This is a genomic window from Streptomyces sp. NPDC057099 (genome assembly GCF_042671245.1).
Lineage (GTDB): Bacteria > Actinomycetota > Actinomycetes > Streptomycetales > Streptomycetaceae > Streptomyces > Streptomyces purpurascens.
Genome location: NZ_JBHUTX010000032.1, coordinates 62558 through 89495, shown reverse-complemented (window position 1 = coordinate 89495; position 26938 = coordinate 62558). Strand labels below are relative to the sequence as shown.

At 70.6% G+C, this 26938-nt stretch carries 31 protein-coding genes and 1 pseudogene; 13 read left to right on the top strand and 19 right to left on the bottom strand.

Annotated elements, in window-relative coordinates:
* The first annotated feature begins 74 nt into the window (after positions 1-74).
* Positions 75-254: a DUF6104 family protein gene (locus tag ACFT4A_RS29965; protein WP_003992906.1), complete on the top strand. Its 180-nt coding sequence runs from the start codon at positions 75-77 to the stop codon at positions 252-254.
* Positions 255-418: 164 nt separating this feature from the next.
* Here the strand turns inward: ACFT4A_RS29965 and ACFT4A_RS29960 are convergent, their stop codons facing one another.
* Positions 419-1300 (bottom strand): hypothetical protein, encoded by an 882-nt coding sequence (locus tag ACFT4A_RS29960; protein WP_382836001.1) that lies wholly within the window; start codon positions 1298-1300, stop codon positions 419-421.
* A gap of 147 nt (positions 1301-1447) precedes the next feature.
* On the opposite strand from ACFT4A_RS29960, the gene ACFT4A_RS29955 reads away from it, so the two are divergent.
* On the top strand, positions 1448-2416 hold the full coding sequence (locus ACFT4A_RS29955; protein ID WP_382835999.1) for a DUF4097 domain-containing protein: 969 nt from the start codon (positions 1448-1450) through the stop codon (positions 2414-2416).
* A 1-nt stretch (position 2417) separates the two neighbouring features.
* The gene (locus tag ACFT4A_RS29950) at positions 2418-3497 is read left to right on the top strand and encodes a PadR family transcriptional regulator (protein WP_382835996.1); all 1080 of its coding nucleotides are present in this window, start codon (positions 2418-2420) and stop codon (positions 3495-3497) included.
* A 22-nt stretch (positions 3498-3519) separates the two neighbouring features.
* Here ACFT4A_RS29950 and ACFT4A_RS29945 read toward each other — a convergent pair whose 3' ends face one another.
* The 4 genes from ACFT4A_RS29945 to ACFT4A_RS29930 form a co-directional block, all read right to left on the bottom strand.
* Positions 3520-4083, bottom strand: coding sequence for a Clp protease N-terminal domain-containing protein (locus ACFT4A_RS29945; RefSeq protein ID WP_382835993.1), 564 nt, complete (start codon positions 4081-4083; stop codon positions 3520-3522).
* The gene (locus ACFT4A_RS29940) at positions 4083-4292 is read right to left on the bottom strand and encodes an HTH domain-containing protein (protein ID WP_004925761.1); all 210 of its coding nucleotides are present in this window, start codon (positions 4290-4292) and stop codon (positions 4083-4085) included. Before ACFT4A_RS29940 ends, ACFT4A_RS29945 begins: the two co-directional genes overlap by 1 nt.
* 121 nt (positions 4293-4413) lie before the next feature.
* Positions 4414-5379, bottom strand: coding sequence for a zinc-binding dehydrogenase (locus ACFT4A_RS29935; RefSeq protein WP_382835990.1), 966 nt, complete (start codon positions 5377-5379; stop codon positions 4414-4416).
* A 426-nt stretch (positions 5380-5805) separates the two neighbouring features.
* Positions 5806-7038, bottom strand: coding sequence for an NADP-dependent malic enzyme (locus tag ACFT4A_RS29930; protein WP_376385846.1), 1233 nt, complete (start codon positions 7036-7038; stop codon positions 5806-5808).
* Positions 7039-7632: 594 nt separating this feature from the next.
* Here ACFT4A_RS29930 and ACFT4A_RS29925 point away from each other — a divergent pair.
* Genes ACFT4A_RS29925 through ACFT4A_RS29915 form a run of 3 tightly spaced genes read left to right on the top strand, consistent with a single transcriptional unit; the run spans position 7633 to position 10318 of the window.
* Complete coding sequence (locus ACFT4A_RS29925; RefSeq protein ID WP_382835986.1) at positions 7633-8586, top strand: ABC transporter substrate-binding protein; 954 nt, start codon at positions 7633-7635, stop codon at positions 8584-8586.
* Positions 8587-8618: 32 nt separating this feature from the next.
* Complete coding sequence (locus tag ACFT4A_RS29920; protein ID WP_382835983.1) at positions 8619-9560, top strand: amino acid ABC transporter permease; 942 nt, start codon at positions 8619-8621, stop codon at positions 9558-9560.
* A complete protein-coding gene (locus tag ACFT4A_RS29915; protein WP_382835980.1) occupies positions 9557-10318 on the top strand; it encodes an amino acid ABC transporter ATP-binding protein in 762 nt (253 codons plus the stop codon). The genes ACFT4A_RS29920 and ACFT4A_RS29915 overlap by 4 nt, the downstream gene beginning before the upstream one ends.
* A gap of 65 nt (positions 10319-10383) precedes the next feature.
* Here ACFT4A_RS29915 and ACFT4A_RS29910 read toward each other — a convergent pair whose 3' ends face one another.
* Entirely contained in the window at positions 10384-11154 is a 771-nt protein-coding gene (locus ACFT4A_RS29910) for a class I SAM-dependent methyltransferase (protein ID WP_382835977.1), read from the bottom strand.
* An 89-nt stretch (positions 11155-11243) separates the two neighbouring features.
* Between ACFT4A_RS29910 and ACFT4A_RS29905 the strand changes: the two genes are divergently transcribed.
* The gene (locus tag ACFT4A_RS29905) at positions 11244-11891 is read left to right on the top strand and encodes a CGNR zinc finger domain-containing protein (protein WP_382835975.1); all 648 of its coding nucleotides are present in this window, start codon (positions 11244-11246) and stop codon (positions 11889-11891) included.
* On the opposite strand, the gene sodX is transcribed toward ACFT4A_RS29905, so the two are convergent.
* A complete protein-coding gene (gene sodX / locus ACFT4A_RS29900) occupies positions 11777-12208 on the bottom strand; it encodes a nickel-type superoxide dismutase maturation protease (RefSeq protein WP_382835973.1) in 432 nt (143 codons plus the stop codon). The genes ACFT4A_RS29905 and sodX overlap by 115 nt on opposite strands.
* Positions 12209-12353: 145 nt before the next feature.
* On the opposite strand from sodX, the gene sodN reads away from it, so the two are divergent.
* On the top strand, positions 12354-12749 hold the full coding sequence (gene sodN, locus ACFT4A_RS29895) for a superoxide dismutase, Ni (protein WP_382835970.1): 396 nt from the start codon (positions 12354-12356) through the stop codon (positions 12747-12749).
* 7 nt (positions 12750-12756) lie between these two features.
* Here sodN and ACFT4A_RS29890 read toward each other — a convergent pair.
* A pseudogene (locus ACFT4A_RS29890) lies at positions 12757-12881 on the bottom strand (site-specific integrase); the annotation flags it as partial.
* A gap of 452 nt (positions 12882-13333) precedes the next feature.
* On the opposite strand from ACFT4A_RS29890, the gene ACFT4A_RS29885 reads away from it, so the two are divergent.
* Complete coding sequence (locus ACFT4A_RS29885) at positions 13334-13891, top strand: hypothetical protein (protein ID WP_382835967.1); 558 nt, start codon at positions 13334-13336, stop codon at positions 13889-13891.
* 16 nt (positions 13892-13907) lie between these two features.
* Here the strand turns inward: ACFT4A_RS29885 and ACFT4A_RS29880 are convergent, their stop codons facing one another.
* Positions 13908-14150 carry a hypothetical protein gene (locus ACFT4A_RS29880; RefSeq protein WP_382835964.1) on the bottom strand — a complete coding sequence of 81 codons (243 nt, stop codon included), beginning with the start codon at positions 14148-14150 and terminating at the stop codon, positions 13908-13910.
* A 25-nt stretch (positions 14151-14175) separates the two neighbouring features.
* Complete coding sequence (locus tag ACFT4A_RS29875; protein WP_382835962.1) at positions 14176-15330, bottom strand: anion permease; 1155 nt, start codon at positions 15328-15330, stop codon at positions 14176-14178.
* A 105-nt stretch (positions 15331-15435) separates the two neighbouring features.
* Here ACFT4A_RS29875 and ACFT4A_RS29870 point away from each other — a divergent pair, with 105 nt between their 5' ends.
* On the top strand, positions 15436-16170 hold the full coding sequence (locus ACFT4A_RS29870; RefSeq protein ID WP_382835959.1) for a VOC family protein: 735 nt from the start codon (positions 15436-15438) through the stop codon (positions 16168-16170).
* Here the strand turns inward: ACFT4A_RS29870 and ACFT4A_RS29865 are convergent.
* The 5 genes from ACFT4A_RS29865 to ACFT4A_RS29845 all read right to left on the bottom strand — a co-directional run bounded on the left by ACFT4A_RS29865 (position 16167) and on the right by ACFT4A_RS29845 (position 19041).
* The gene (locus tag ACFT4A_RS29865; protein ID WP_382835956.1) at positions 16167-16406 is read right to left on the bottom strand and encodes a hypothetical protein; all 240 of its coding nucleotides are present in this window, start codon (positions 16404-16406) and stop codon (positions 16167-16169) included. The genes ACFT4A_RS29870 and ACFT4A_RS29865 overlap by 4 nt on opposite strands.
* 10 nt (positions 16407-16416) lie before the next feature.
* A complete protein-coding gene (locus tag ACFT4A_RS29860) occupies positions 16417-17637 on the bottom strand; it encodes an RNA polymerase sigma factor (protein ID WP_382835953.1) in 1221 nt (406 codons plus the stop codon).
* A gap of 34 nt (positions 17638-17671) precedes the next feature.
* A complete protein-coding gene (locus ACFT4A_RS29855) occupies positions 17672-18085 on the bottom strand; it encodes a YciI family protein (protein WP_376385860.1) in 414 nt (137 codons plus the stop codon).
* An 84-nt stretch (positions 18086-18169) separates the two neighbouring features.
* Entirely contained in the window at positions 18170-18430 is a 261-nt protein-coding gene (locus ACFT4A_RS29850; RefSeq protein WP_382835950.1) for a hypothetical protein, read from the bottom strand.
* 26 nt (positions 18431-18456) lie between these two features.
* A complete protein-coding gene (locus tag ACFT4A_RS29845) occupies positions 18457-19041 on the bottom strand; it encodes a dihydrofolate reductase family protein (RefSeq protein ID WP_382835948.1) in 585 nt (194 codons plus the stop codon).
* A 112-nt stretch (positions 19042-19153) separates the two neighbouring features.
* Here ACFT4A_RS29845 and ACFT4A_RS29840 point away from each other — a divergent pair, with 112 nt between their 5' ends.
* The gene (locus ACFT4A_RS29840; RefSeq protein ID WP_382835945.1) at positions 19154-19798 is read left to right on the top strand and encodes a TetR/AcrR family transcriptional regulator; all 645 of its coding nucleotides are present in this window, start codon (positions 19154-19156) and stop codon (positions 19796-19798) included.
* Here the strand turns inward: ACFT4A_RS29840 and ACFT4A_RS29835 are convergent.
* The 3 genes from ACFT4A_RS29835 to ACFT4A_RS29825 all read right to left on the bottom strand — a co-directional run bounded on the left by ACFT4A_RS29835 (position 19795) and on the right by ACFT4A_RS29825 (position 23538).
* Entirely contained in the window at positions 19795-20403 is a 609-nt protein-coding gene (locus ACFT4A_RS29835; protein ID WP_382835942.1) for a GNAT family N-acetyltransferase, read from the bottom strand. The genes ACFT4A_RS29840 and ACFT4A_RS29835 overlap by 4 nt on opposite strands.
* Before the next feature lie 405 nt (positions 20404-20808).
* Entirely contained in the window at positions 20809-22020 is a 1212-nt protein-coding gene (locus ACFT4A_RS29830; RefSeq protein WP_382835939.1) for a family 2 encapsulin nanocompartment cargo protein polyprenyl transferase, read from the bottom strand.
* A 111-nt stretch (positions 22021-22131) separates the two neighbouring features.
* Positions 22132-23538, bottom strand: a complete 1407-nt coding sequence (locus ACFT4A_RS29825; protein WP_382835936.1) for a family 2B encapsulin nanocompartment shell protein — start codon at positions 23536-23538, stop codon at positions 22132-22134.
* A gap of 258 nt (positions 23539-23796) precedes the next feature.
* Here ACFT4A_RS29825 and ACFT4A_RS29820 point away from each other — a divergent pair, with 258 nt between their 5' ends.
* Together ACFT4A_RS29820 and ACFT4A_RS29815 are read left to right on the top strand one after the other, a co-directional pair.
* Positions 23797-24249: a DUF6010 family protein gene (locus ACFT4A_RS29820; protein ID WP_382835933.1), complete on the top strand. Its 453-nt coding sequence runs from the start codon at positions 23797-23799 to the stop codon at positions 24247-24249.
* On the top strand, positions 24246-25163 hold the full coding sequence (locus tag ACFT4A_RS29815; RefSeq protein ID WP_382835931.1) for a 1-aminocyclopropane-1-carboxylate deaminase/D-cysteine desulfhydrase: 918 nt from the start codon (positions 24246-24248) through the stop codon (positions 25161-25163). The genes ACFT4A_RS29820 and ACFT4A_RS29815 overlap by 4 nt, the downstream gene beginning before the upstream one ends.
* 133 nt (positions 25164-25296) lie before the next feature.
* Here the strand turns inward: ACFT4A_RS29815 and ACFT4A_RS29810 are convergent, their stop codons facing one another.
* Positions 25297-26895 (bottom strand): Na+/H+ antiporter, encoded by a 1599-nt coding sequence (locus ACFT4A_RS29810; protein ID WP_382835929.1) that lies wholly within the window; start codon positions 26893-26895, stop codon positions 25297-25299.
* Positions 26896-26938: the final 43 nt, after the last annotated feature.

The following is a 26938-nucleotide window of genomic DNA, read 5'->3' as shown; positions in this document are numbered from 1 at the left end:
GTGGACCGGGGCGGGGCCGAAGCCCCGCTACGGGGGTGCGGCCCGGCCGTTTGCGCGCACCTATCCTTGACGGCATGTACTTCACGGACCGTGGCATCGAGGAACTGGAGAAGCGGCGCGGCGAGGAGGAGGTCACCTTCGAGTGGCTCGCCGAGCAGCTGCGGACGTTCGTCGATCTGAACCCCGACTTCGAGGTGCCGGTGGAGCGCCTGGCGACGTGGCTGGCACGGCTGGACGACGAGGACGACGAGTAGACGAGCAGGAGTCCGCCGGCCGGGCCCGAGCGGTCAGTCACGTGGAACGTGAGGCCGTACGGCGGGCCCGAGCGATCAGCCGCGCGGATACGCGAGGGCCCTACGCCAGGCCCGAGCGATCAGCCGCGTGGACACGTGAGGCGTACGCCAGCCCGAGCGGTCAGTCACGTGGACACGTGAGGCGTACGCCAGCCCCAGCGGTCAGTCACGTGGACACGTGAGGCGTACGCCAGGCCCAGCGTGCCGTTGGCCAGCAGCAGTCCTCCGGCCGCGGCCCAGCCCCCGCTGCGCCGCCGTAGCCCCCAGGCCAGGAGCGGTACGCCCGCCGCCACTTGAGCGAGAGCGAGAGCCAGGGCCCGGGCCCTGGGGCCGCCGGTCCAGGGCATCCAGGGGCCGAGGCGGCTGTGGCCTACGGTGTGGCGTTCCCCGGCGGCCTCCCGCCCGCCCGGCCATGCGACCGGGAGGCTGTCCGGCCGGAGCGCGGCGGCTTTCCGGAGGCGGTCGGCGGGTTCGCCGGGGGCGAGTTCGGGAGGCAGTGCGACGCCCACGCGCGCGAGGACCGCCAGCAGGCCGCGCAGCCGGTTGCGGGCATCGGCCGCGGAGTCGGGTTTCGCCAGCTCGTCGAGGGCCTGCACGTCCAGGACGGGATCGAGACCCACGCGCGCTGCGAAGGTGCGCATCGCCTCGTCCTCCCCCACCGGTACGCCGCTCGCGAGCCAGTCGAAGCCGACCGGGCGGCGGAAGCCGGACGCGAGCAGGAAGCCCGCGTGGTCGGTGTCCCACCACAGGGCGAGCACGGGCCAGGGCGCGCCGACGGCGAGGGCCGTGGCCCAGCCGCTGACCACCCGGTCGACGGGCTCACCGCCGCCCCGCCAGGGCCCGCCCTCGGGGACGAGCACGCTCCAGCCGTCGCCCGCACGAAGGAGCTGCATGGGTTCGCGCAGCAGATGGGCGACGGGCGCGACGGCCCCGGGCACCTCCCTGCACAGCAGCAGCGCCCCGGGCGCGGGACCTGCGGGTCCGGTACGGCCAGCTTCCGTCGGCATGGTCACACGCTAGGGCGACTCGCCCCCATTTGAACACTTTTATCCACCCCGCCATCCCGCAACGAGTGCCTTGACTTTCCCTCACCACGATATATCGTGAATGCGAGAAGACGCGATATGGCGCGTTGAGTCGGGGAGGTCTGCACCATGTCCGAGTGGTCCGTCGCGGAACCGAAGAAGCTCACCTTCGACGAGCCCGTGAGCGATCTGCACGTGCGACTCGTCAACGGAACGGTGAACGTGGTGGGCACCGACGAAGGTTCCGCCCGCCTGGAGATCTCCGAGATCGAGGGCCCGCCCCTGGTGGTGACCCAGGAGGACGGCACCCTCACGGTGGCCTACGAGGACCTGCCCTGGAAGGGCTTCCTCAAGTGGCTGGACCGCAAGGGCTGGCGCCGCAGCGCGGTGGTCTCCCTGGCCGTCCCGGCCGGCACCCGGGTGGAGGTGGGGGTGGTCGGCGCGGCCGCCGTGATCTCCGGGATCCAGGGACCGTCGGTGGTGAAGGGCGTCACGGGCGACACGACCCTCGTGGGGCTCTCCGGCCCGGTCCGCGCCGACACGGTCTCCGGCAGCCTGGAGGCCCAGGACGTGACCGGCGACCTCCGGTTCAACTCCGTCTCCGGCGACCTCACGGTGGTCGAGGGCTCCGGCCCCTCCGTGCGGGCCGAATCGGTCAGCGGCTCCATGATCATCGACCTCGACCCGGACGGCCCCACGGATGTGCGGCTGACCAGCGTCTCGGGCGAGATCGCGATCCGCCTGCCCTACCCGGCGGACGCGGAGGTCGAGGCCAACACGGCGAGCGGCGCCATCTCCAACGCCTTCGACGGACTACGGGTACACGGCCAGTGGGGCGCCCACAAGATCACGGGCCGTCTCGGCGCGGGCAACGGCACACTGCGGGCCACCACCGTCTCCGGCTCCATCGCCCTGCTGCGCCGCCCGGCCGGAGAGGACGAGGACGAGCCCTGGGACACCCGCCCCGGCACGGGCAACTCGCCGACGGACCCGCAGGTCGGCCCGCAGGGCGACTCGGGAGACAATTCCGTCTCCGGCCGGAGCGAGGGCGCCACCGGCGTCCCGGCCGACGGCACGACCGACAAGAAGGTGCTCTGACATGCCCCCCGTCTTCGCCCACGGCCGCCTCCGCCTCTACCTGCTGAAGCTGCTGGACGAGGCCCCCCGCCACGGCTACGAGGTGATCCGCCTCCTCGAGGAGCGCTTCCAGGGGCTGTACGCACCGTCGGCGGGCACGGTCTACCCGCGCCTGGCCAAGCTGGAGACCGAGGGCCTGGTCACCCACACCACCGAGGGCGGCCGCAAGGTCTACTCGATCACGGACGCCGGCCGGGCCGAGCTGGCCGACCGCAGCGGCGAGCTGGCCGATCTGGAACTGGAGATCCGGGAGTCGGTCGCGGAGCTGGCCGCCGAGATCCAGGCCGATGTGCGCGGAGCCGCGGGCGACCTGCGCCGCGAGATGCGCGCGGCGGCGACCGAGGCCCGCCGCGGCAACGGCGGCAAGCCCTCCGGCGCACAGGACGCCGCCTTCGGCGACTTCACGGCCTACGGCGACAAGGAGGCCTGGCGCGTCGCCAAGGAGGAGATGCGGCGCGCCAGGCAGGAGTGGAAGGAGCAGGCCCGCCGCGCCAAGGACGAGAGCCGCCGCGCCCGGGAGGACGCCCAGCGCGCCCGCCGCCAGGCGAAGGAGGCCCAGGAGCAGGCCCGGGCCCAGGCGCAGGAGCAGGTGCAGCACATCGCCCGCCGGGTCCAGGAGCAGGTGCAGGACCACTTCACACGGGGCGACTGGCCTACGGGCCTGCGCGAGGGCCTGAGCGAACTGGTCAAGGAGGTCAGCGAGTTCGGAAAGGGCTACGGCAAGGACTTCGGCTTCGACTGGACGGGCACGGGCCCGGCCTCCGGCACCCAGAGGCCGACCACCCCCGAGCAGCCGGCCCCCTCACCACCCTCCGCGGACTTCCCGGCCGCCTACGAACCGGCCTGGGCCCACGAGGACACCGCGGACTCCACCGGCGACCCCGCCCGCGACCTGGACCGCCTGCTCGACCGCTTCCGGGACGACATCCGCGACGCGGCCCGCGACCACGGCGTCACCTCCGACCAACTGCGCGACGCCCGCAGCCACCTGTCGACGGCGGCGGCCCACATAGGAGCACTGCTGCGCACACCGAAGAAGTAGACGGCCGAAGGGGAAGCCCCCGTCACCCGGCCTTGGCCTCGCCACCGCCGTACAGCACCCGCACCAGGGACTCGTACGTCACCCCGTGGTCGGCGAGGACCTCGGCCGGCACACCGGGGCGCATGGTCAGGGCCAACAGGATGTGCTCATCACCGATGTGCCGGTCCCGCTGGGCGAGAGCGGCGCGCAGGGAGTGCTCCAGAACCCCCTTGGCACCCCGGCCGAACGAGGGCCGCCCCGACCACCACCCCTTGTCCTTCCGGTCGCCGGACAAGGCGCCGACCCCGTGCACCTCCTCCACCCGGGCGACGATCTCCGCCACGTCGATCCCCAACCCGGCGAGCGCGTCGGTATCGGCCTGTGACAGCCCGGCCCGCCGCCGCGCCTGACGCAGCGCCTGACGCACGGACTCCCGCCGCTCCCCGAGCCCGAGAGCGGTCAGCGCGAACGATCCACGACTGCCCTCACGGTCGAGCAGCGCCAGCAGCAGATGCTCCGGCTCCACACACTGCCCGTCACCGCCCTCCACGTACTCGAACGCGCTCTTCACCACATCCCGGGCGTCGTTAGTGAACCGCTCGAACATCAATGCCTCCCGTACTTCTTGTGCACGGCCTGCCTGCTCACACCGAGTTCGGCGGCGATCTCCTGCCACGACCAGCCCTGATTGCGCGCATTGCGCACCTGTACGGCTTCCAACTGCTCCAGCAGCCTGCGCAGCGCGGCGACGGCTCGCAGGCCGACCCGTGGATCACGGTCACCCGCGCGCTCGGCCAGATCCGTTGCTTCGGTCATACCGTCAACCTACGTTGACACTCGACCTCCGTCAACCCCAGTTGACATGCGAAAGCGGCCGGCCCATCCCGGACCGACCGCCAACGACACGCAGGAGGCACCTCAGAAACCCCCGAACACCTCAGGAATTCGTCAGTACGACCTTCCCGAACTGCTCACCCGAAGCCAGCCGTTCGAAGCCCTCACGCGCACGGTCCATGGGCAGGACCTCGTCGATCACGGGCCGCACACCGGTGGCTGCGCAGAACGCCAGCAGATCCTCCAGCTCGTCCTTGGTCCCCATCGTGGAGCCCACGACCTTGAGCTCGAGGAAGAAGATCCGGGTCAGTTCGGCGTGCGACGGCCGGTCACCACTCGTCGCACCGGAGATCACCAGCGCGCCCCCGGGCTTCAGCGACTTCACGGAGTGCGACCACGTCGCCGCCCCTACGGTCTCGATCACCGCGTCGACCCGCTGCGGCAGCCGCGCCCCGGACTCCACGGCCTCCACGGCCCCCAGCTCCACGGCCCGCTTCCGCTTGGCCTCGTCCCGGCTGGTCGCGAAGACCCGCAGCCCGGCCGCCTTCCCCAGCACGATGGCGGCCGTGGCGACACCACCGCCGGCCCCCTGCACCAGCACGGAGTCACCGGGCCGGACACCCGCGTTGGTGAACAGCATCCGATACGCGGTCAGCCAGGCGGTCGGCAGACAGGCGGCCTCCTCGAAGGAGAGCTCCTTGGGCTTGGGCAGGATGTTCCAGGTCGGCACGGCGACCTGCTCCGCGAACGTGCCCTGGTACCGCTCGGTGAGGATGGAACGGGGCTCCTTGGGCCCGACCCCGTGCCCGGTCTGGCCGATCACGGAGTGCAGGACGACCTCGTTGCCGTCCTCGTCGACACCGGCGGCGTCACAGCCGAGGATCATCGGCAGCTTGTCCTCTGCGAGGCCGACGCCGCGCAGGGACCACAGGTCGTGATGGTTGAGGGAGGCGGCCTTGACCGTGACGGTACTCCAGCCGGAGCGGGCCTCGGGAGCCGGACGCTCTCCCAACTCCAGGCCGGTCAGCGGCTGGTCGCGGTCGATTCGGGCGGCATAGACAGCGAACATGACCTTGACGATAGGTTCCCCGCCCGACCGTTGGAACCACCGCCGCATGTGAGACACACCCTCTTGCCAGGCACTCCCGTTGATGCCGCTACCGGCACCGGGTCGTCCGCAGCGGCGGCCGGTGGCGGCTGAGCCGAGACGCGCCCGCACCCGCCGGATCACGGAAGGGGACGCGTCGGGGGCTGTCCGCCCGCAGCGGTTGGCGCGTCAACGAACAGTCAGTCGGCGTCCGACCCCATCGCGCCGTTCCGAGGACGGACACCCCCCGACGCGGCCCCGACCCACCACCCGGCGTCAGGCGCGACGCGCACCCCCACCAAAGCTGCACAGGCCGCCGCAGGCACCCTTCCACCCGAACAGCCCCACCCACCCCCACCAAAAGAAATGGCCCCGCCCACACTCGGACGGGGCCACATCAGGGCAGCGTCACCGCCGAGCCACACCCTCAGCCCGCGCGGCCGCAGCCACGGCCGCCGTAACCGCCGGCGCGACCCGCTCGTCGAACGGCGACGGGATGACGTAGTCGGCCGCGAGATCGTCCCCGACCACGGACGCCAGCGCCTCGGCCGCCGCCAGCTTCATGCCCTCGGTGATCCGGGAGGCCCGCACCTGCAGCGCCCCCGCGAAGATCCCCGGGAACGCCAGCACGTTGTTGATCTGATTGGGGAAGTCCGACCGCCCGGTGGCCACCACGGACGCGTACTTGTGCGCGATCTCCGGGTGCACCTCAGGGTTCGGGTTCGCCATGGCGAACACAAACGCACCCTTGGCCATAGAGGCGACCGCGGCCTCCGGCACCGTCCCACCGGACACTCCGATGAACACATCGGCCCCGTCCAGCGCGGCCTCCAGCGGCCCGCTGATCCCCGCCTTGTTCGTGAACCCGGCCAGCTCCTGCTTCACCGCCGTGAGGTCGTCCCGGTCCGCCGACACGACACCCTTGCGGTCGGCCACCGCGACATCCCCGATCCCGGCCTCGACCAGCATCCGCGCGATGGCGACACCCGCCGCCCCCGCCCCGGAGATGACAGCCCGCAGCTCCCCCAACGACCGCTGGCTCAGCCGAGCGGCGTTCCGCAGGGCCGCCAGCGTCACCACCGCCGTACCGTGCTGGTCGTCGTGGAAGACCGGAATGTCCAGCCGCTCCTGCAGCTTCCGCTCGATCTCGAAGCACCGGGGCGCCGAGATGTCCTCCAGGTTGACCCCGCCGAACGACGGCGCGAGCCGCACCACGGTCTCGACGATCTCGTCGACGTCCGTGCAGTTCAGCGCGATCGGAACCGCGTCCACGCCCCCGAACTGCTTGAACAGAATCGCCTTGCCCTCCATCACCGGGAGGGAGGCCTCGGGCCCGATGTCACCGAGTCCCAGCACGGCCGTACCGTCCGTCACGACGGCGACGACCGAGGACTTCCACGTGTAATCGTGGACGAGATCAGGCTGCTCCGCGATCGCGCTGCACACCTTCGCGACGCCGGGCGTGTACGCCAGGGACAGGTCGTCCTTGTCACGGACCGGCACCGTGGCCTGCACGGCCATTTTGCCGCCGCGATGCAACGCGAACGCCGGGTCGAAGGAGTCGAGGGGCTCCGCACCGCCCTCGTGACCCGTATGGTCCGTCGTGCTTCCGCTGCGAGGATTGACGATCTCCGCTGCCACTTCGTTTTACCCCTTAAATCTTCATTGGTTTGAGGGTGGCCACTCCTGGTGAGGGGTGGGCGGGCACCGCGTACGGCCATGGTCGTGCTGTGTACGAGTTACGTACGGGCACATACGCGACGGGCGCGCCGCACACGCGCCCTGAGCCCCGGATGAGGGGTGTAAAGACCCTTCTTACCGGACGGACGGCGCCGACGACGAGTCCATAACGCGAAGGTCACATGCACGCGCCCCGACTCTTCGACCAAAATCGGGACAAGGTCTGGACAAACCAGCGGCAACCGCTCAAGCGTCGGCGAAGCCCACGGCCCCCGTACCGAAATCCCGGGATTCACCGAAGATCTTCCGGCCGGAAGGAAAGATTCCAACAGAAGGTCCGGCCGTGATGTACCGGAGTGATGCGGTTCGGGGGTCGCCCGTTATCCGATTTTGACATGGATGGCGCCCAGAATGCCGCAGTCCGAATGGCAAGATGCCGTAATCACACGAGGTCGCGACACTCGAAGACGTGTGCTCTCGTCGACCTATGGCGCTGCTGTACCAGCAGACGCCTGCCCCATCGGCAACTCCACCCATCCGCCGGAGGAACCCACCATGACCGCAAGCTCCACCCGTCGTACGACCGCCGCGCACTCCCGGCTAGCAGCGGTCGGTGCGATCGCGGTCGCAGGCGCGCTGCTGCTCACCGGATGCGGTGACCAGACCAAGGACAACGGCTCGGAGAGTGACACGGCGGCTTCGGCCCCGCTCGCCGACAAGCTGCCGAAGTCCATCCGCGACAAGGGCGTCATCAAGGTCGGTTCCGACATCGCGTACGCCCCGGTCGAATTCAAGGACGGCTCCGGCAACACGGTCGGTATCGACCCGGACCTCGCCGCCGCCATGGGCAAGCAGCTCGGGGTCGACTTCCAGTTCGAGAACGGCACCTTCGACACGCTGATCACGGGTCTGCGCTCCAAGCGGTACGACATCGCCATGTCCGCGATGACCGACACCAAGGACCGCCAGGAGGGCATCGACTCCGACACCGGCAAGAAGGTCGGTGAGGGCGTCGACTTCGTGGACTACTTCACCGCCGGTGTCTCGATCTACACCAAGAAGGGCGACGACCAGGGCATCAAGACCTGGTCCGATCTGTGCGGCAAGAAGATCGTGCTCCAGCGCGGCACGGTCTCCGAGGACCTCGCCAAGGCCGAGTCCAAGAAGTGCCCGGCCGGCAAGAAGATCGCGATCGAGGCCTTCGACAACGACCAGCAGGCCCAGACCCGTCTGCGCGCGGGCGGCGCGGCCGCCGGTTCGTCCGACTTCCCGGTCGCCGCGTACGCGGTGAAGACCTCGGGCGGCGGCAAGGACTTCCAGCTGGTCGGCGAGCAGGTCGAGGCCGCTCCGTACGGCATCGCGGTCGCCAAGAACCAGACGCAGCTCCGTGACGCGCTCAAGGCCGCGCTGGACGCGATCGTCGACAACGGCGAGTACGAGAAGATCATGAAGAAGTGGGGCGTCACGGACGGCTCCATCGACGAGGCCACCATCAACGGCGGCAAGTGACCGCGCCCCAGCGGCACTGAAAGGCAACACCCGTGACTGTTGACATCGACAAGACGCCGGCTGACACGCCCCCGGCCGGTCCGGAGGCCATCAAGGCCATCCCGGTCCGGCACTACGGGCGGTACGTCTCCGCCGTCGTCGCGCTCGCCCTGCTGGGCGGCATCGTCTACGCGTTCTCCCAGGGCAAGATCAACTGGGGTGCGATCCCGGACTACTTCTTCGACGACCGCATCCTGGACGGCGTAGGCAAAACGCTCCTGCTGACCGTCCTGTCCATGGCGATCGGCATCGTCGGCGGCGTTCTGCTGGCCGTGATGCGCCTGTCGAAGAACCCGGTGACCTCGTCGATCGCGTGGTTCTACATCTGGTTCTTCCGCGGCACCCCGGTCCTGGTGCAGCTGATCGTCTGGTTCAACCTGGGCCTGGTCTTCGAGTACATCAACCTCGGGCCGTTCTACAAGGACGAGTGGTCGGACTTCATGACCCCGTTCCTGACGGCGCTGCTGGGCCTCGGCCTCAACGAGGCCGCCTACATGGCGGAGATCTGCCGTGCCGGTCTGCTCTCGGTCGACGAGGGCCAGACCGAGGCGTCGCACGCGCTGGGCATGAGCCACACCAAGACGCTGCGCCGGATCGTCATCCCGCAGGCGATGCGCGTGATCGTGCCGCCGACGGGCAACGAGGTCATCAACATGCTGAAGACGACCTCGCTGGTCTCGGTCGTCCAGTATCCCGAGCTGCTCCGCGCAGCCCAGGACATCGGCCAGACCTCCGGTGCCCCCGCCGAGATGCTGTTCCTGGCGGCGGCCTGGTACCTGCTGCTGACCTCGATCTTCAGCGTGGGCCAGTACTACCTGGAGCGGTACTACGCGCGTGGTTCGAGCCGCTCGCTCCCGGCCACGCCGTTCCAGAAGATCAAGGCGAATCTGCTGTCCCTGTCCAACCGCTCGGCGTCGACGGGAGGCACCGCATGACCGCCATGGTCAAGGCCGAGGGCGTCCACAAGTCCTTCGGCCCCCTGGAAGTCCTCAAGGGCATCGACCTGGAGGTGAAGTCCGGCGAGGTGTTCTGCCTCATCGGCCCCTCCGGCTCCGGCAAGTCGACCTTCCTGAGGTGCATCAACCACCTGGAGAAGATCAACGCCGGCCGTCTGTACGTGGACGGTGAGCTGGTCGGCTACCGCCAGAAGGGCGACAAGCTCTACGAGCTCAAGGACGGCGAGGTCGCGGTCAAGCGCCGGGACATCGGCATGGTCTTCCAGCGCTTCAACCTGTTCCCGCACATGACGGCCGTCGAGAACGTCATGGAGGCACCGGTCCAGGTCAGGGGCGTGAGCAAGAGCCAGGCCCGCACGCGTGCCCAGGAGCTCCTGGACCGGGTGGGCCTGGCCGACAAGGCGGGCAGCTACCCCTCGCAGCTCTCCGGCGGCCAGCAGCAGCGCGTCGCCATCGCACGGGCCCTCGCCATGGACCCGAAGCTGATGCTGTTCGACGAGCCGACCTCGGCGCTCGACCCGGAGCTGGTCGGTGACGTCCTGGACGTCATGCGCGACCTCGCCGAGTCGGGTATGACGATGATCGTCGTCACCCACGAGATGGGCTTCGCCCGCGAGGTGGGCGACAGCCTGGTCTTCATGGACGGCGGTGTGGTGGTCGAATCCGGTCACCCGCGCGAGGTGCTGACGAACCCGCAGCACGAGCGGACCAAGTCGTTCCTGTCCAAGGTGCTCTGACGGTACGCACACCGAGGGGGCGGTACGGAACTCCGTACCGCCCCCTTCGCGTGGTCCGCGCCCGGTTACTTCAGGGCGAGCAGCAGGGTGTCCGAGGGCGAGCACCACACCGGCCTGGCCTCCCCGAATCCCTTCTCGCGCAGCACGCGCGCGTGCCATGCCCCCGAGGGCATGTCGCCGTCGGCGTGTTCGCCGTAGATCTCGTAGCGCCGGGCCGCGGGCCCCGCGAGGACCGGGTCCTTGGCGGCGAGCTGCCACCATTCGGACCAGTCGACGATGCCGTCCCGCTTGGCCTGATCCATGCGGGCGTGCCGCTGTGCCTGTTCGGCGGCGTTGATCCGGGGCGTCGACTCGTCGATCATGTGATCCGCGTTCATGAAGACACCGCCGTCGCGGACGAGTCCCGCGACCTGGCCGTAGAGGTCCGCGAGGGGTTCCCGGTGCAGCCAGTGCAGGGCCGTCGCGGTCAGGACGGCGTCGTACGAGTCGTACGGCAGCTTCGCCTGCCAGTCGGGGTCCTTGAGGTCGGCGGTGACGAGGCCGACCCGGTCGTCGCCCGCGAAGGTGCCCTCGGCGATGGCGAGGAGCGCCGGGTCGAGGTCGACGCCGGTGCTGGTGGCCTCGGGGTACCGGGCGAGCAGCCGGGCGGTGATGCTGCCCGTGCCGCAGGCGAGGTCGAGCACGCGCGGGGCGGTACCCACCAGGGCCTCGACCATGTCGAGCATGATCTCGAACCGCTGTTCGCGGTCGGGCAGGTACCACTCCTGCTGCCGGTCCCAGCTCTCCTGCCAGGCGCGCCAGTCGGTGGTGGCCGTAGTGGTGTCGGCGTCCGTCATCGAGCCCCTCCCTCGTAATACCCTGGAAGCACCCTCAGCTGTTACAAGTGCGCGCTCACGACAATAAAGCCCCTCCGTAAGGACTACAAGTGGAACTGGCCTATTACTCGGACTACGCCGTGCGCCTCGTCAACACCGAGGAACCGGCCCGGGGCAAGGACACGCTGACGTCGGTCGAGGCCGTCCGCGACCTGTTCGGCGCGAGCCAGTCGGCGGCCCGCCGCGCCACCGACTCGGACGTGACCCGGTTCCGCTCGATCCGGGCCCGGCTGCGCGCGGTGTTCGAGGCGGCCGACACGGGCGACGAGACCCTGGCCGTCGACCTGCTGAACTCCCTCCTCCTGGAGTTCCCGGTGAGCCCGCAGATCTCCGGGCACGACTTCCGCGACGACGACGGCCGCCCCCTGTGGCACATGCACCTGGCGGACCACCCGTCCAACGCCACCGCGGGCTACGCGGCGATCGCGGCGATGGGCCTGGCGTTCCATCTGACCGAGTACGGCGTGGACCGGCTCGGCCTGTGCGAGGCCGCGCCCTGTCGCAACGCCTACCTGGACACCTCCACGAACCGCTCCCGGCGCTACTGCTCCGACCGCTGCGCGACCCGCGCCAACGTGGCCGCCTACCGGGCCCGCAAGCGTCGCGAGGCCGACTTGTCGGAGAAGACGGGCCTGGCGGCCGACAGCACCCAGCCGAGCAGCGCCCACGGCGAACGCCCGGCGCCGCGCGGCCGGTAACGGAACCGGACCCGCCCCAGCACCAGGTCGTCCGGCACGACGCCGTAGTCGGTGCTGTCACCACCGGCGTACGCGTTGTCCCCGAGCACCCACCAGCCGCTCTCGCGCCGCTGGGCGACCCGCTTCACGACGAGCAGGTCCTGCTGGAAGGGATGCCTCAGCACGACGACGTCACCGGGCTTGACCCGGGTCCCGTAGTGCACCAGGAGCCGGTCCCCGTGGTACAGCGTGGGCACCATGGACGGCCCGGTCACCTCGGCGACGCCGAAGGGCGCGGCCGACCTCCCCCGCTCGGACTCCTGCGACAGCTCCGGCATCACCCGGCACCTCCCCGGTTCTTCCTCCACCAGTCTCAGTCTCACCCCGGACTTTTGCCCTAAGCCCATGGGGGCACCCGCGAAAAGCCGTCCCCCACGGAGTAATGTCCCCTGTGAGAAGACGATCACGAGGAAGGAATGCTCCATGCTTTCCCGCCTGTTTGCCCCCAAGGTCAGGGTCAGTGCGCACTGCGACCTGCCCTGCGGTGTGTACGACCCCGCCCAGGCCCGCATCGAGGCGGAGTCGGTCAAGGCTGTCCAGGAGAAGATGGCCGGTAACGACGACCCGCACTTCCAGGCGCGCGCCACCGTCATCAAGGAGCAGCGCGCCGAGCTCGCGAAGCACCACGTCTCGGTGCTCTGGAGCGACTACTTCAAGCCGCCGCACTTCGAGAAGTACCCGGAGCTGCACCAGCTGGTCAACGACGCCCTCAAGGCCCTCTCGGCCGCCAAGGGCTCGACCGACCCGGCGACCGGCCAGAAGGCTCTGGACTACATCGCCCAGATCGACAAGATCTTCTGGGAGACCAAGAAGGCCTGATCTTCGATCATGCCGTTTGACCTGCGATTTCCTTGGTCGCCTGGTCATCCTGCCCGCACCCGGTCCGCAGGCCGCCGAGCACGGCGTCCTTGACGGTCCGGGTGCGGTCTTCTTTTCCGGCCACAAGTGGGCGCTGCCCGGAGGGTCTTGCGGGCGCAGTCACACCGCGAACGGGCAGATGAGCGGGCAGGCATGCCTGCCTCCGGTTCTCATCCACTGTCATGGCGCGTTCAAGCCATCCTCCCGTCGCCCCATCTGTCCCTCTTGACCCTCGACTTCGGCCTGTGGCTATGGTGACCTCCGCGAACGCAGCGTGACCAAGCTGCCGGACAGTGCGTCACCCAGTGCCTTGGGGACGCCGTCGCCATGGGGGGATACATCGTCATGCCTCGGTGCCGGGCTGTGAGCACACGCCTGTTCGACCTGGCCGGCCTGCCCGCCTGCATGCGCCTCCCCTGACTCCCAGCACGCGCCGTCAGACTCTCGGCCTGGCCGCCGGATTCATGGCAGAGGCCCTCCTGACGACCGCTCCCACCCTGCCTCTCGAGCCAGTGAATCATCGACGAAGGGAACACCTGATTTCCATGCGTACACTGACGCGCGCCATAGCCCCGGTCGCCGCTCTCGTCGCCGTCCTGGCAACCGCTCCACTGGCCTCGGCGGAAGGCCCCGTTCCCACGGGCCACAACACGGTCGTCCCGGGGACCAGCGTCGAGTTCTCCGAAGCCGGCGTACGCGATGCGCAGACCCGTGCCGTCGCAGCCGAGAATCCGGCAGCGGTCCGTGCCACCGCCTCACTGTGTGGAAGCGGCTACGAACTGGAGAACGCGGAGCGGCTTCCCGACGCACGGCGCTTCGGAACTCTGTTCACCTACACCAAGCACACGACCGCCAAGGACGGGGCGTGCGCCGTCTTCGACAACAACCTCGGCACAGCGAAGAAGATGAAGCTCAAGCTGTGCCCGAACCTGACCGACGCGCCGTGCAAGGTGGATGAGGGTACGTTCTCGCAGTACGCGGGGCCGGTGAAGTACGAGACCACCGGCAGCGACTCGGTGGACTGCGCCGAGGTGACGGCCATCATGTGGTCGAGTGGTGTGCCGATCATCGACCGGGTCAAGTCTGTGGCGCCCTGCGACTGATCATGCCCACCGCAGGTCACCGACCTGGGTGGAAGTGAGGGACGATCAGGTAGATCCCGTACGCCACCACGGCCGCACAGGTCAGGAAGCAGAGGGCGGCCTGGCCGAGGCCCATGGCGGAGGTGCCGCCCGGGTGTTCCCGGGCGCCCTCCAGCCGGGCGAGCCCGAGGACGCCGAGGGCGAAGACGACGACCACGGCGACGGTGACGCCGACGCTCACCGCGGCGACCTGGCCGAGTGCGGTCCAGTTCAGATGCATGTCCGGCTCCCCTACGCAGGTGTTCTCAGGCGGCCGCGCCGACCTTGGCCGGCGGCTCGGTGCGGATGCCGACCTCGTGCGTGTCGTTGACGTTGTGCGCGTGCACCGGGTTGCGGCGCGAGACGAGCACGATGCCCGCGGCCAGGGCCGCGCCGACCAGCGCGACGACCGCCGTACCGAGGTCGCCGCCGTTCTGGACGACGGCGGCAGCCAGGCCGCCGACCAGCGCGGCGGCGGGCAGGGTGACGATCCAGGCGATCGCCATCCGGCCCGCGACGCCCCAGCGGACCTCCGCGAGCCTGCGGCCGAGGCCCGCGCCGAGGATGCTGCCCGAGGCGACCTGGGTGGTGGACAGGGCGAAGCCGAGGTGGGCGGAGGTGAGGATGACGGTGGTGGAGGCTGTCTCGGCGGCGAAGCCCTGCGGCGACTGGATCTCGGTGAGGCCCTTGCCCATCGTGCGGATGATCCGCCAGCCGCCGAGGTACGTGCCGAGGCCGATGGCGAGGCCCGCGGAGGCGATGACCCACAGGGGCGGGCCGGCGTCGTGGCCGAGCGCGCCGGCCGAGATCAGGGTGAGGGTGATGACGCCCATGGTCTTCTGCGCGTCGTTCGTGCCGTGGGCGAGGGAGACCAGCGAGGCCGAGGCGATCTGGCCGATCCGGAAGCCCTTGGTGACGGACTCCTTGCGGGCGCGGTCGGTGAGCCGGTAGGCGAGGTAGGTGGCGATCAGCGCGGCGACACCGGCGACGAGCGGCGAGGCCACCGCCGGGACGAGCACCTTCTCGACGACCTTGTCGAAGTTGACGCCGTGGCTGCCCGCCCCGACCCACACGGCCCCGATCAGCCCGCCGAACAGGGCGTGCGAGGAGCTCGAGGGCAGCCCCACGAGCCAGGTCAGCAGGTTCCACAGGATCGCCCCGACCAGCCCCGCGAAGATCATCCCCGGGCTGACGAGGGTGTCGTCCACGATGCCGCCCGAGATGGTCTTGGCCACCTCGGTGGAGAGAAAGGCACCGACGACATTGAGGACACCGCTGATCAGGACCGCCGTACGGGGAGCCAGCGCGCCGGTGGCGATGGACGTGGCCATCGCGTTCGCCGTGTCGTGGAATCCGTTGGTGAAGTCGAAGGCGAGCGCCGTGACAATGACGACCGCCACGAGGAACGTGATGTGGTCCATTCCTGAATGCAAACAAGGGCAGACCAATACACGAGGAACGGCGAGGCAAGGGCTGGTCAAGGTTCACGCAGGTGGCCGTGACGGGGCCCCTCTACGATCGCGCCCATGAGGATCCGCTGGACATACGCCTTCGCCGACCGGCCACGCGAGGCCTTCGGTACCGCCTGTGGCTTCTGGACGGCCGTCACGGACACGCGACTTTCCGAATTCCGCGGAGAGCACTCCGAGTTCGTGACCCTGCTCCCCGACGGCGCCGACGCATACGTGAAGGCCCAGGCGGTGCGGGCGGGGGAAGGCGGGGCGCATCTCGACTTCTGTGTGGACGACGTGGCGGAGTTCGCGGAGTCGGCGGTGCGGCTCGGGGCGGGCGTGGTGGCGGACCTCGGGTCACTCGTCGTGCTGCGTTCGCCCGGCGGGCAGTTGTTCTGCGGGGATCCGTGGCGCGGCCAGTCGTCGCGCCCGGGTGTGGTGCGGGGCAGCCGGCTCGATCAGGTGTGCCTGGACGTCCCGCCGTCGTCGTACGACGCCGAAGTCGCCTTCTGGAGCGGCCTGCTGGACGGCTGGGTGTCGCGTCCCGGCGCGCTCCCGGAGTTCCATGTGGTCGAGCCGCCTCCCGGCCTGCCCGTCCGGCTGCTTCTGCAACGCCTCGGCGAGGAACGCCCGGCCTCCGCCCACTTCGACCTCGCCTGCACGGACGTCGCCGCGACCCGGGCGTGGCACGAGGAACTCGGGGCCGCACACCTGGCCGACGGCTCCGGCTGGACGGTGATGCGCGACCCGGCGGGCGGCACGTACTGCCTGACGACCCGGGATCCGGAGACGGGCGGGCGGCGCCGCTAGTCGGCCTCCGCATACGACGCGTACGCGCATGCCACATCGGCAACGCCCTCCGGCGTCGGGCAGGGCGGCAGACTCGGGGGCTCGTCGGGATTCGTCTCTTCCCAGACGTACGGCCCCTGAGGCTCCGTCGAGTCCTGCATCCACAAGGTCAGCCCACCCGCGACGACCACGGCAAGCGCCCACACGATGACCGCCCGGCGCCACACCCCGCGACGCCCCTCCCCCGTCATGCCCATGCCTGACACGCTAGTCCCTCAACCGCGCCGCCCGCGCCTGGAGATAGCGCTGCTCGGGCAGGCTGAGGGTCTGGGCGGCCGCCGACTCATAGGCGGCCCGGGCGGCTTCGGGCTCGCCCGCGCGTTCGAGGAGGTGAGCGCGTACGGCGTCCAGACGGTGGCCTTTCAACGTGCCCGACAAGGTGTCCAGTTCGGTCAGGCCGGCGCGCGGGCCGTGGACCATGGCGACGGCGACCGCGCGGTTGAGGCGTTCGACCGGCCCGGGGACCAGGCCGACGAGAACGTCGTACAGGCCCAGGATCTCGGCCCAGTCCGTCGCCTCGGGCGAAGACGCCTCGTCGTGCACGGCGGCGATCGCGGCCCGCAGCGCGTACGGCCCGGGCCTGCCCCGGGACAGGGCACGGGTCACCAGCGCGACGCCCTCCTCGATGGCGGCCCTGTCCCAGCGGTCGCGGTCCTGCTCGTCGAGGGGGATCAGCTCCCCGCCCGGCCCGCTGCGCGCATCACGGCGGGCGTCGGTGAGCAGCATCAGCGCGAGCAGCCCGGCCACTTCGCGGTCGTCGGGGAGCAGCCGGTGGACCGTACGGGTCAGCCGTACGGCCTCGCCCGCCAGGTCGGGGCGCTGGAGGTCGGTGCCGGAGGTGGCGGTGTAGCCCTCGTTGAAGATCAGGTAGAGGGTCTGCAGAACGGACGGCAGCCGCTGCTCCCAGCTGTCCGGGCGGCCGAAGCGCACGCCCCGCACCTTCTGCTTGGCCCGGCTGATGCGCTGCGCCATCGTCGCCTCCGGGACCAGATACGCGCGGGCGATCTCCGCCGTGGTCAGACCCCCGACGGCACGCAGCGTGAGCGCGATCTGGGCCGGCGGTGTGAGGTCCGGACGGCAGCACAGGAAGAGCAGCGAGAGGGTGTCGTCCTCGCGGGGAGCGCGATCCCCCGGCGGCGGGGCGGTGAAGGCGTCGCGGGGCGTGAGCGCCGCCGCCCGCTCCTCGCGCTGCCGCCGGGCCTCCTCGCTGCGCAGGGCGTCGGTCAGCCGCCGCGAGGCCACCTTGATCAGCCAGCCGCGCGGATTGCCGGGCACGCCCGCCGAGGGCCACTGCCCGGCCGCCGCGAGCAGCGCCTCCTGTACGGCGTCCTCGGCCGCGTCGAAGTGCCCGTACCGTCTGACCAGCGCGCCGAGGACCTGCGGCGCGTTCCGGCGCAGCAGGTCCTCGACCTCGGGTGTGTTCCTCACCGGCGGGTCCGTCGGCGTCGTGCGCGCCGGCTCGTCAGATGTCCCCGCTGCCGTCCATGATCGGGCGGATCACGACCGGGTAGTCGGGGGCCCCGGCCGGCTGGGGGCAGCGGGAGATGCGGTCGGCGATCTCCGTGACCCGTTCCAGGCTCTCGCACTCCAGGACCCAGTAGCCGGCCAGCAGCTCCTTGGTCTCGCTGTACGGGCCGTCGGTGATCACGGCCTTGCCGTCGTCACCGAGGGTGACATGCCGGGTCTGCGCCGGCTCGGCCAGGCCCTGACCGTCGACGAACTCGCCGGTCTCGGAGAGATCGTCGTTGATGGCACCCATGTAGGCGAACATCGCCTGCAGCTCGTCCTCGTTCCAGGCGGGCGAGTCCGCTGACGCCTTGCCGCGCATCGCCTCGTAGTCCGCCTGTGTGCCCTGCACCATGACCAGGTACTTCATCAGTCCGCTCCTTCGGCTCTCACCACCCTGCCGGGCGGCTCTCACAGGGGACGTCGGAGCCGGGCCGGGATTCTCGACACGAGCTCAGGAGTTTTCCGAGACGGTTTCTCCGGGGGCCGTTTCGGCCGGGGTCGTCGCAGGTGGGGCGGTGTCATCGTCGGCCGGACGGGGGTCCGTGTCGGTGGAGGCGCTGTGAGTGGCCTCCGTGTCGTGGGCCCCGCACTCGGGGTTGTGGCAGGGGCCCGCCACCCACAAGGGGACCCACGTGCCCAGCGTCTTGTGGCGCCGGACGACTGTTTCCACTGGCTGTCCGCAGGTCGGACAGACGTGTTCGTCTCTGCCCATGTCCTCAGAGTAGGACGGTCGAGGGCTCAGCGCTTCCTGCTGTACGAGCGCACCAGCACGCCGTTGCCGAACGTACGCACGGACTCCAGGGTGAACTCCGAGATCGCGAACCCGGCCCCGAACATGGGCATGCCCGAGCCGTACACCAGCGGATAGGTCTTGATGACGAGCTCGTCGATCTCGTCGAGCAGTTCGCCCGCGAGCTTCGAGCCGCCGCACAGATAGATGCCGAACTCGCTGTCCTCGGCCTTCAGTTCGCGGACCTTGCCGACCAGGTCGTCCGCGATGATCTCGACGTTCGGGTCGGGTGACTCCTTCAGCGAGCGGGAGGCGACGTACTCGCGCAGGTGCGCGTAGGGGCTGGTGTTGCCCTCCTTCAGGGCGATGTCGTAGCTGCCGCGGCCCTGGATGACGGTGTCGAACCGCTTGTTCGGCAGGTCGTCGAGGCCGAGGGCCCGGCGGCCCAGGGTGTCCAGGGTGTCCGGATACTCCGCCTTCAGGAAGGCGAAGAACTCCTCGTCGACGAAGGGGAACATCGACGCCGCGTCGCCGTCCGGGTCCCCGATGAAGCCGTCGATGGAGCAGGCGATGTAGTACGTGAGCTTTCGCAAGCCGGTCTCTTTTCATAGGCTGTCACTGAAACGACTTCAGTTGTAGTACTCCTCTTGTAGTGGTTGCAAGACAATTTCCGTGAGCCGTTGAAAGTGGGAGAAGGGACTCCGCATGGTCAGCAATCCCGAGCGCCGGGCCGCACTCGTCGACGCCGGTGTCGAGGTGCTCGCGCGGGAGGGGGCGCGCGGGCTGACGTTCCGCGCGGTGGACGCGGAGGCCGGTGTGCCCGTGGGCACCGCCTCCAACTACTTCACCGGACGCGCCGACCTGCTGCGCCAGATCGACACCCGGCTGCACATACGGCTCGCGCCGGATCCCGCGGTGGTCGCCGAGCTGATGACCCGCCCGAAGGACCGCTCGCTGGTCGCGGCCTTCATGGACGACCTCATGGCTCGCGCGACCCGCGACCGCACGGGCTATCTGGCCCTCATGGAGCTACGACTGGAGGCCACCCGGCGCCCCGAACTGCTGGCCTCCTACACCAAGTCGGTGCGCGGCGACCTGGAGGAGGCCATGGAGTTCCACCGGACGGCCGGGCTGCCCGGCGGCGACGAGTCCGTCGCCGTGCTGTATCTGGCCATGCTCGGGCTGCTCCTGGAGCATCTGACCCTGCCGGGCGTCCTGGAGGGCGTACTGCCCGGGGTGGGCGTGCCGGACGGACTGGTGGAGCGGATCGTGGCGACGGTACTGCCGGAAGGAGACCAGGGTCGGGGCCAGGGCCCGAACCAGGCTCAGGGGCAGGAGGGCGGGATCTAGCAGCCCGTGCGCGGCTCGCGCCACATGGGCCACATGGCCGGGCCGTCCGGGAGGTCGAGGACCGGGCCGGCGACCTCGAAGCCGAGGCGCTCGTACAGCTTGCGGCTGCGGGCGTTGCTCGCCTCCAGGTAGGCGGACAGTCCCTCGCGGTCGCAGCGGTCGAGGACCGACTCGATGAGCGCGGTGCCGAGTCCCTCGCCCTGACGGCCGGGGGCGACGCCGATCATCCACAGGTACTCGTGGGCCTGCTCCGACGGGTGGACGGCGGCCGTCAGCCGGCCGATCAGCTCGATGCGCTCGTTGTCCGGGTCGACGGCCGCCCGCACCTGGGCCGGACCGTCGTCGTCCTCGGGGTCACGGTCATGGTCGCCGGCCGGTATGGACAGCCACAGCGCGCAGGCCGAGCCGTCCTCGGTGACGTCGATCCGCCCGGCCGCGAGCACGATGTCGGTGAAGGCGGCCATGAGTCCGGGGTGATGTTCACGGCGGTCCTCCGCACCGGGGAAGACCCAGCCGCTCACGGGGTCGTCCTGGAACGCCTCGTCCAGCAGTCGGACGACCGACTCCCGGTCCGCCTCGCCCGCCGTACGGATCGCCACGCCCATGCCCCGCCCCTTCGCTCGTCCCGACGGGCGTTGATCGTAGGAGGGTTGAGGGTCGCCGGGGCAGGCGGGGCGGGAGCTTGGCGGAATTCAGTCGAACGTCTGTCCAAACTCCATCGCGCGATGCCTGAAAAGATGCTTGAAAAGGGGCGGGTCCCGCACACCGTGGGGCAGTGCGGGACCCGCCGACCGGAGTCCGTAAGCCGTGCGGGGTCAGGAGCCGCACGGCCCCGACGCTCCGGGGTCCTGCCTTCGGTCGCCCGAAGGATCATGCTGTGCGGACGGCCGTCGAACCGCTGCCGGCTGTCCGCCCCTGCCGACGGCCGACCGCTGCCGGCCATCAACTGCTGCCGACCGTCAACCGCTACGGACCGTCAACGGCCGGCGAACGTCACCGCCGGCCGAACCTCAACTGCTGCGCCGTGTCACGAACTCGGCGAGGGCCAGCAGACCGCCCGCCGCCTCCGGATCCGGCACCGCCCGCGCCAGTTGCTGTATCGCCCGCGCCATCCGGTCGGCCGCCTGGCCCTGTGCCCAGTCACGGCCGCCCGCGCGCTCCACGGTCAGGGCGATGTGCTCCAGGTCCTCCTTCTCGCAAGGTCGTGCGTACAGTTCGGCGAGCTCGGCGGCCGCCGGCGTGCCCGATGTGAAGGCCGCGACGACCGGCAGGGACTTCTTGCGGGCGGCCAGGTCCGCGCCGACGGGCTTGCCGGTGCGGTGCGGGTCGCCCCATATGCCGATGACGTCGTCGATGAGCTGGAAGGCGAGCCCGGCCTCCCGGCCGAACGCGTCCAGCGCCGCCACGTCCTCGTCCCCGGCGCCCGCGTACAGGCCCCCGATCGCGCAGGCGCTCCCCAGCAGTGCGCCCGTCTTGGCCTCCGCCATGGCGAGCACCTCCTCGAGGGTGACCTCGCCCGGGTCGCACCGCTCCAGGGCCGTGTCCGCGTGCTGGCCCGCGCACAGTTCGACCACGCAGTCCGCGAGCCGGACCGCGGCGGCCCGGGCCGCCGGATGCGGATCCGTCGCGAGCAGTCGCAGGGCCAGCGCCTGCAGCGCGTCCCCGCCGAGGATCGCGTCGGCGTCTCCGAACACGGTCCACGCGGTGGGCCGGTGCCGACGGGTGGTGTCCCGGTCCATCACGTCGTCGTGCAGCAGAGTGAAGTTGTGGACCAGCTCCACCGCCGCGGCCGCCCGGACCGCCCCCATCCGTGCCTCGGGCCCCCCGAGGGCTGCCGCCGCGGCGAGGACGAGCGCGGGACGGATCGCCTTGCCCGAGCCGCCCTCGGCCGGGGTGCCGTCCGCCTGCTCCCAGCCGAAGTGGTAGAGCGCGATCCGGCGCATCGGCCCGGGCAGCGAGTCGAGCGCGGCCCGCAGCACCGGGTCGACCTCCGCCCGGGCCCGGTCCAGGAGCATGACCGCCTCGTGCCCCTCGGCCGGTGCGGGCCGGCCGTCCCGCTGCGTCCCGATGGATCCCCGCCTTTCCGGCGCCCCGGCCGCACGCCGGGGCAAGGCACCTCGCTGCTCACCAAGGGCGGATCGCTGGTCCTCGGGGGCGGATCGCTGCTCACCGGGGGCGGGCAGCGGCGTCTCCGTCCTGAACTCCGTAAGGGACTCACCCATGGGACCGCCTCGGAGTATGAGCGGACGGTGGCGCTTCCGCTGCCGCTGGGCGCGTACCCCGAGGTTGTACCCGCCCGGGTGGGCGGGGACACGGCCGACCTACCGGGAGCGTCACCGCCAGCGGCCGATCTCGACGTTCTCGAGGACTCCGAGCGCGTCCGGTACCAGGACCGCGGCCGAGTAGTAGGCCGTGACCAGGTACTTGATGATGGCCTGTTCGTTGATGCCCATGAAGCGCACCGACAGGCTCGGCTCGATCTCGTCCGGGATGCCGGAGGCCCGCAGGCCGATGACACCCTGGTCGGCCTCGCCGGTACGCATGGCGATGATCGACGTCGTGCGGGCCTCGGTCACCGGGATCTTGTTGCACGGGTAGATCGGCACACCGCGCCAGGTGGGGATGCGGTTGCCGCCGACGTCGATGGTCTCGGGCACCAGCCCGCGCTTGTTGAGCTCACGCCCGAACGCGGCGATCGCACGCGGGTGGGCGAGGAGCAGTTTGGTGCCGCGGCGCCTGCTGAGCAGCTCGTCCATGTCGTCCGGGCCGGGCACACCGTCGTGCGGCTGGATCCGCTGCTCGTACTCGCAGTTGTGCAGGAGCCCGAAGTCGCGGTTGTTGACGAGCTCGTGCTCCTGGCGCTCCTTCAGCGCCTCGACCGTCAGCCGGATCTGCTGCTCGGTCTGGTTCATGGGCTGGTTGTAGAGGTCGGCCACGCGCGTGTGCATGCGCAGCACGGTCTGGGCGACGCTCAGCTCGTACTCTCGGGGGCTGGCCTCGTAGTCGACGAAGGTGTGCGGGATGTCCGGCTCGCCGGAGTGGCCGGAGGAGAGGTCGATCTCCTTCTCGCCGTACTTGTTGGAGCGCTGCTCGGGGATCGCGCGGCTCTGGTGCAGGTGTTCGCGCAGCGAGTCCGAGCGCTCCGCGATCTGCGCGAACTCCTGGCGGGGCAGCACCAGCACGGTGCACGCGGTGAGCGCGCGGGCCGTGTACTCCCAGATCGCGTCCTCGTCCAGCAGGGCCTCGTCGCCGAAGTAGGCGCCGTCGGCGAGGACTCCGAGGGACTCGTCGTCCCCGTACGGTCCCGTGCCGACCTTCTCCACCCTGCCGTGCGCCAGCAGGTACACCTCGTCGGACTGGCTGCCGAACGAGGCGATCACCTCGCCCGCCCGGATCTCCCGCTGCTCGCAGCGGCGGGCGATCTCGGAGAGCACTTCCTGGTCCTCGTACGACCGCAGCGCCGGCAGTTCACCCAGCTCCGCGGGGATGATCTCGACGCGGTCGCCGGTCTTCACGAACGTCAGCCGGCCGTCGCCCACGGCGAACGTCAGCCGCCGGTTCACCCGGTACGTACCACCCTGGATGTCCACCCAGGGCAGCATCCGCAGCAGCCAGCGGGAGCTGATCTCCTGCATCTGCGGCACGGACTTGGTCGTGGTGGCCAGGTTCCGCGCGGCCGCCGTGCCGAGACTCTGCTGCGGCTTGGTGCCTTCCGTGCGGACCTCTTCGCCTACCGACATAGAGAATTGCCCTCCCGGTTATGCCCAACGCCCATATGCCTCGGGCATCGATGTCCAGGGGCAAGCCTTCCTCACTCAGCGTCGCGGTGCTATTACCCGAAAGAGCGGGAATGGATCTTCGTATCACTGGGCAGGGGATGCTCTTTCCGGGGTGGCGACAATCCGTGGAAACCTGTCGCTCACGCCACTGGGGAGCGGGCGGGGCCGGATCTAGCGTGATGAGCCGTTCCCTCCCCGGCTCCAGAAACGGCCCCGTCGATGCAGTACATCGCGCCGATCGGCATCGGCATCCTCTACGCCCTGTTGATGTCCCTGGTCCGCGAACCGCACCGGCGGCGCCTGAACGCGGTGACGGTCGCCGGTGCAGGTGCCGCGTATCTGAGCGGTGGGGGCATGGGCGGCTGGGAGTTCCCCTTCACCGCGCTGGTCACCTACGTCGCCTTCCGCGGTCTGGAGTCGTGGACGTGGATCGGCGTCGGCTGGCTGCTGCACACAGCGTGGGACATCGTCCACCACGTCAAGGGCGACCCGATCATCCCGTTCCTCCACACCTCGTCCCTGGGCTGCGCGATCTGCGACCCGGTGATCGCGCTCTGGTGCCTGCGGGGCGGACCGTCGCTCATCGAGTACGTGCGGAGCCGGCGGAGGGCCCGAAGCCGGACCGGGCCGAAGGTCGGGCCGCACCCACCCCGGGCGACAATGACGAGGTGACCAGCCCCGACGCCCCCGACGCGCCCCGCCTCGCGGCCCTGCACCCCCGGCTGCCCTCGCCGGTGCGGGAAGTCGTCGACGGCCGGTTCGAGCGCCGGGGCGTCCGGCTGCTGCTGAAGCGGGACGACCTGATCCACCCGGAGCTGATCGGCAACAAGTGGCGCAAGCTGGCGCCGAACCTCGCGGCGGCGGCCGGCCGTCCCGTCGTCACCTTCGGCGGCGCCTACTCCAACCACCTGCGCGCCACGGCCGCGGCCGGGCGGCTGCTCGGCATCCCCACGGTCGGCGTCGTACGGGGCGACGAGCTGGCCGGCCGCCCCCTCAACCCCTCCCTCGCCCGGTGTGCGGCCGACGGCATGCGGCTGCACTTCACCGACAGGGCGACGTACCGCCGTAAGTCGGAGCCGCGGGCCCTGGCCGGGATCCTCCGCGCGGCTGACGCCGAGGAGGCGTACGTGGTCCCCGAGGGCGGCAGCAACGCCGAAGCCGTACGCGGCTGCCGCGCACTGGGCGCCGAACTGTACGACCGGGCCGATGTCGTGGCCGTGGCCTGCGGCACCGGCGGCACACTGGCGGGACTGGCCGCCGGGCTCGCTCCCGGGCAGCGCGCCCTGGGGGTGCCGGTCCTCAAGGGCGGCTTCCTGACCGCCGAGACCGAGGCCTTGCAGCGGCAGGCCTTCGGCGGACCGCGTGGCACCTGGAGCCTCGACGACCGCTTCCACTTCGGCGGCTACGCGCGCGTGCCCGACGAGCTCGACGCCTTCGCCGCGGACTTCGAACGCCGTCACGGTCTGCCCGTCGAACGTCTGTATGTGGCCAAGCTGCTGTACGGCCTCGTGGCCCTGGCCGACGAAGGCGCCTTTCCGCGCGGGACGACGGTGGCGGCGGTCGTCACCGGCCGCCCCTTCCCGTGACACCCGGCAGGGCCGCCTGACACCCGACGGCGACTCCTGACCGCCCGGCAGGGTCACCTGATGCCCGGCAGCGTCTCCCGACCGCCCGGCAACGTCACCTGATGCCCGGCAGCGCCTCAGCGCCGTCCCGCCGCTACGCCGCCTCCCGGAAGGCCGCCGCCTCCTCCAGGTCCAGCCTGCGCAGCAGGGTCCGCAGCATCTCGTCGTCGATGTACCGGGCGTCCCGGAGCCTGACGAACACCTCGCGCTCGGCGCTGATCATCTCCCGCGACAGCCGCCGGTAGGTGTCGTCGACGGACTCCCCGGTGACCGGGTTGGCCTGCCCGAGGCGCTCCCAGACGGCGTTGCGGCGGCGCTCCAGGACGATGCGCAGCCGGTCGGCGAGCGGGGCGGGCAGGGCGTTGCGCTCGTCGGTGAGGAGTTCGTCCAGGCGCCGCTCGGCGGCCCGGGATGCCTGCGCCTGGGCGTTCGCCTCGGCGAGGGTCTCGGCCTGGACGTCCCGCCCGGGGACCTTCAGCAGACGGATCAGCGGGGGCAGGGTCAGGCCCTGCACGACCAGGGTGCCGATGACCGTCGTGAAGGTCAGGAAGAGGATCAGATTGCGATGCGGGAAGGGCTCCTCACTGTCGTGCATGGTCAGCGGGATCGAGAAGGCGATGGCCAGCGAGACCACGCCCCGCATACCGGCCCACGCGATGATGAACGGCCCCTTCCAGGACGGGTTCTCCTCCCGCTCCCTGATCCGCGCCGAGAGCAGCCGGGGCAGGAAGGTCGCCGGATACACCCAGACGAACCGGGCCGCGACGACCACGAGGAAGACGGCGAGCGCGTACCAGGCGGCATCGGCACCCTCGTACTGCCCGAGGCCCCTCAGGACGACCGGCAGCTGCAGTCCGATCAGCGCGAACACGGCCGACTCCAGGACGAAGGCCACCATCTTCCACACCGCCTCCTCCTGGAGACGGGTGGCGAAGTCGACCTCCCACGCGCGGTGCCCGAGGTAGAGCGCGACGACCACGACCGCGAGGACACCGGAGGCGTGCACCTGCTCGGCGACGGCGTAGGCGACGAACGGGATCAGCAGGGAGAGCGTGTTCTGCAGCAGCGCCTCCTTGATGTGCGTGCGCAGCCAGTGGATCGGCGCCATCAGAACCAGCCCGACCACGACACCGCCGATCGCCGCGAGCAGGAACTCGCCGATGCCCCCGGCCCAGGTCGCGCCCTCGCCGACGGCGGCCGCGAGGGCCACCCGGTAGGCGGTGATCGCGGTGGCGTCGTTCAGCAGGGACTCGCCCTGGAGGATCGTGGTGATCCGGGACGGCAGCCCGACCCGGCGCGCCACCGCCGTCGCCGCCACGGCGTCCGGGGGCGCGACCACCGCGCCGAAGACCAGGGCCGCGGTCAGCGGCAGGTCGGGCACGATCAGGTACAGGGCCCAGCCGACGACGAAGGTCGCGAACAGCACGTACCCGACGGACAGCATCGCGACCGGCCTGAGCTGGGCCCGCAGGTCGAGGTAGGAGCTGTCGGTGGCGGCCGTGTGCAGCAGCGGGGGCAGGATGAGCGGCAGGACGATGTGCGGGTCGAGCGTGTAGTCGGGCACCCCGGGGACGTAGCTGACCGCCAGCCCGATCGCCACCAGCAGCAGCGGCGCCGGCACCGGGGTGCGCCGCGCCGCCGCGGCGATCGCGGCACTGCCCGCCACCAGCAACAGCAGTGGCATCACGTCCATCGTTCTCGCCCGCCCTCTTTTTTCCGCGCGGTCTTCCGCTCGA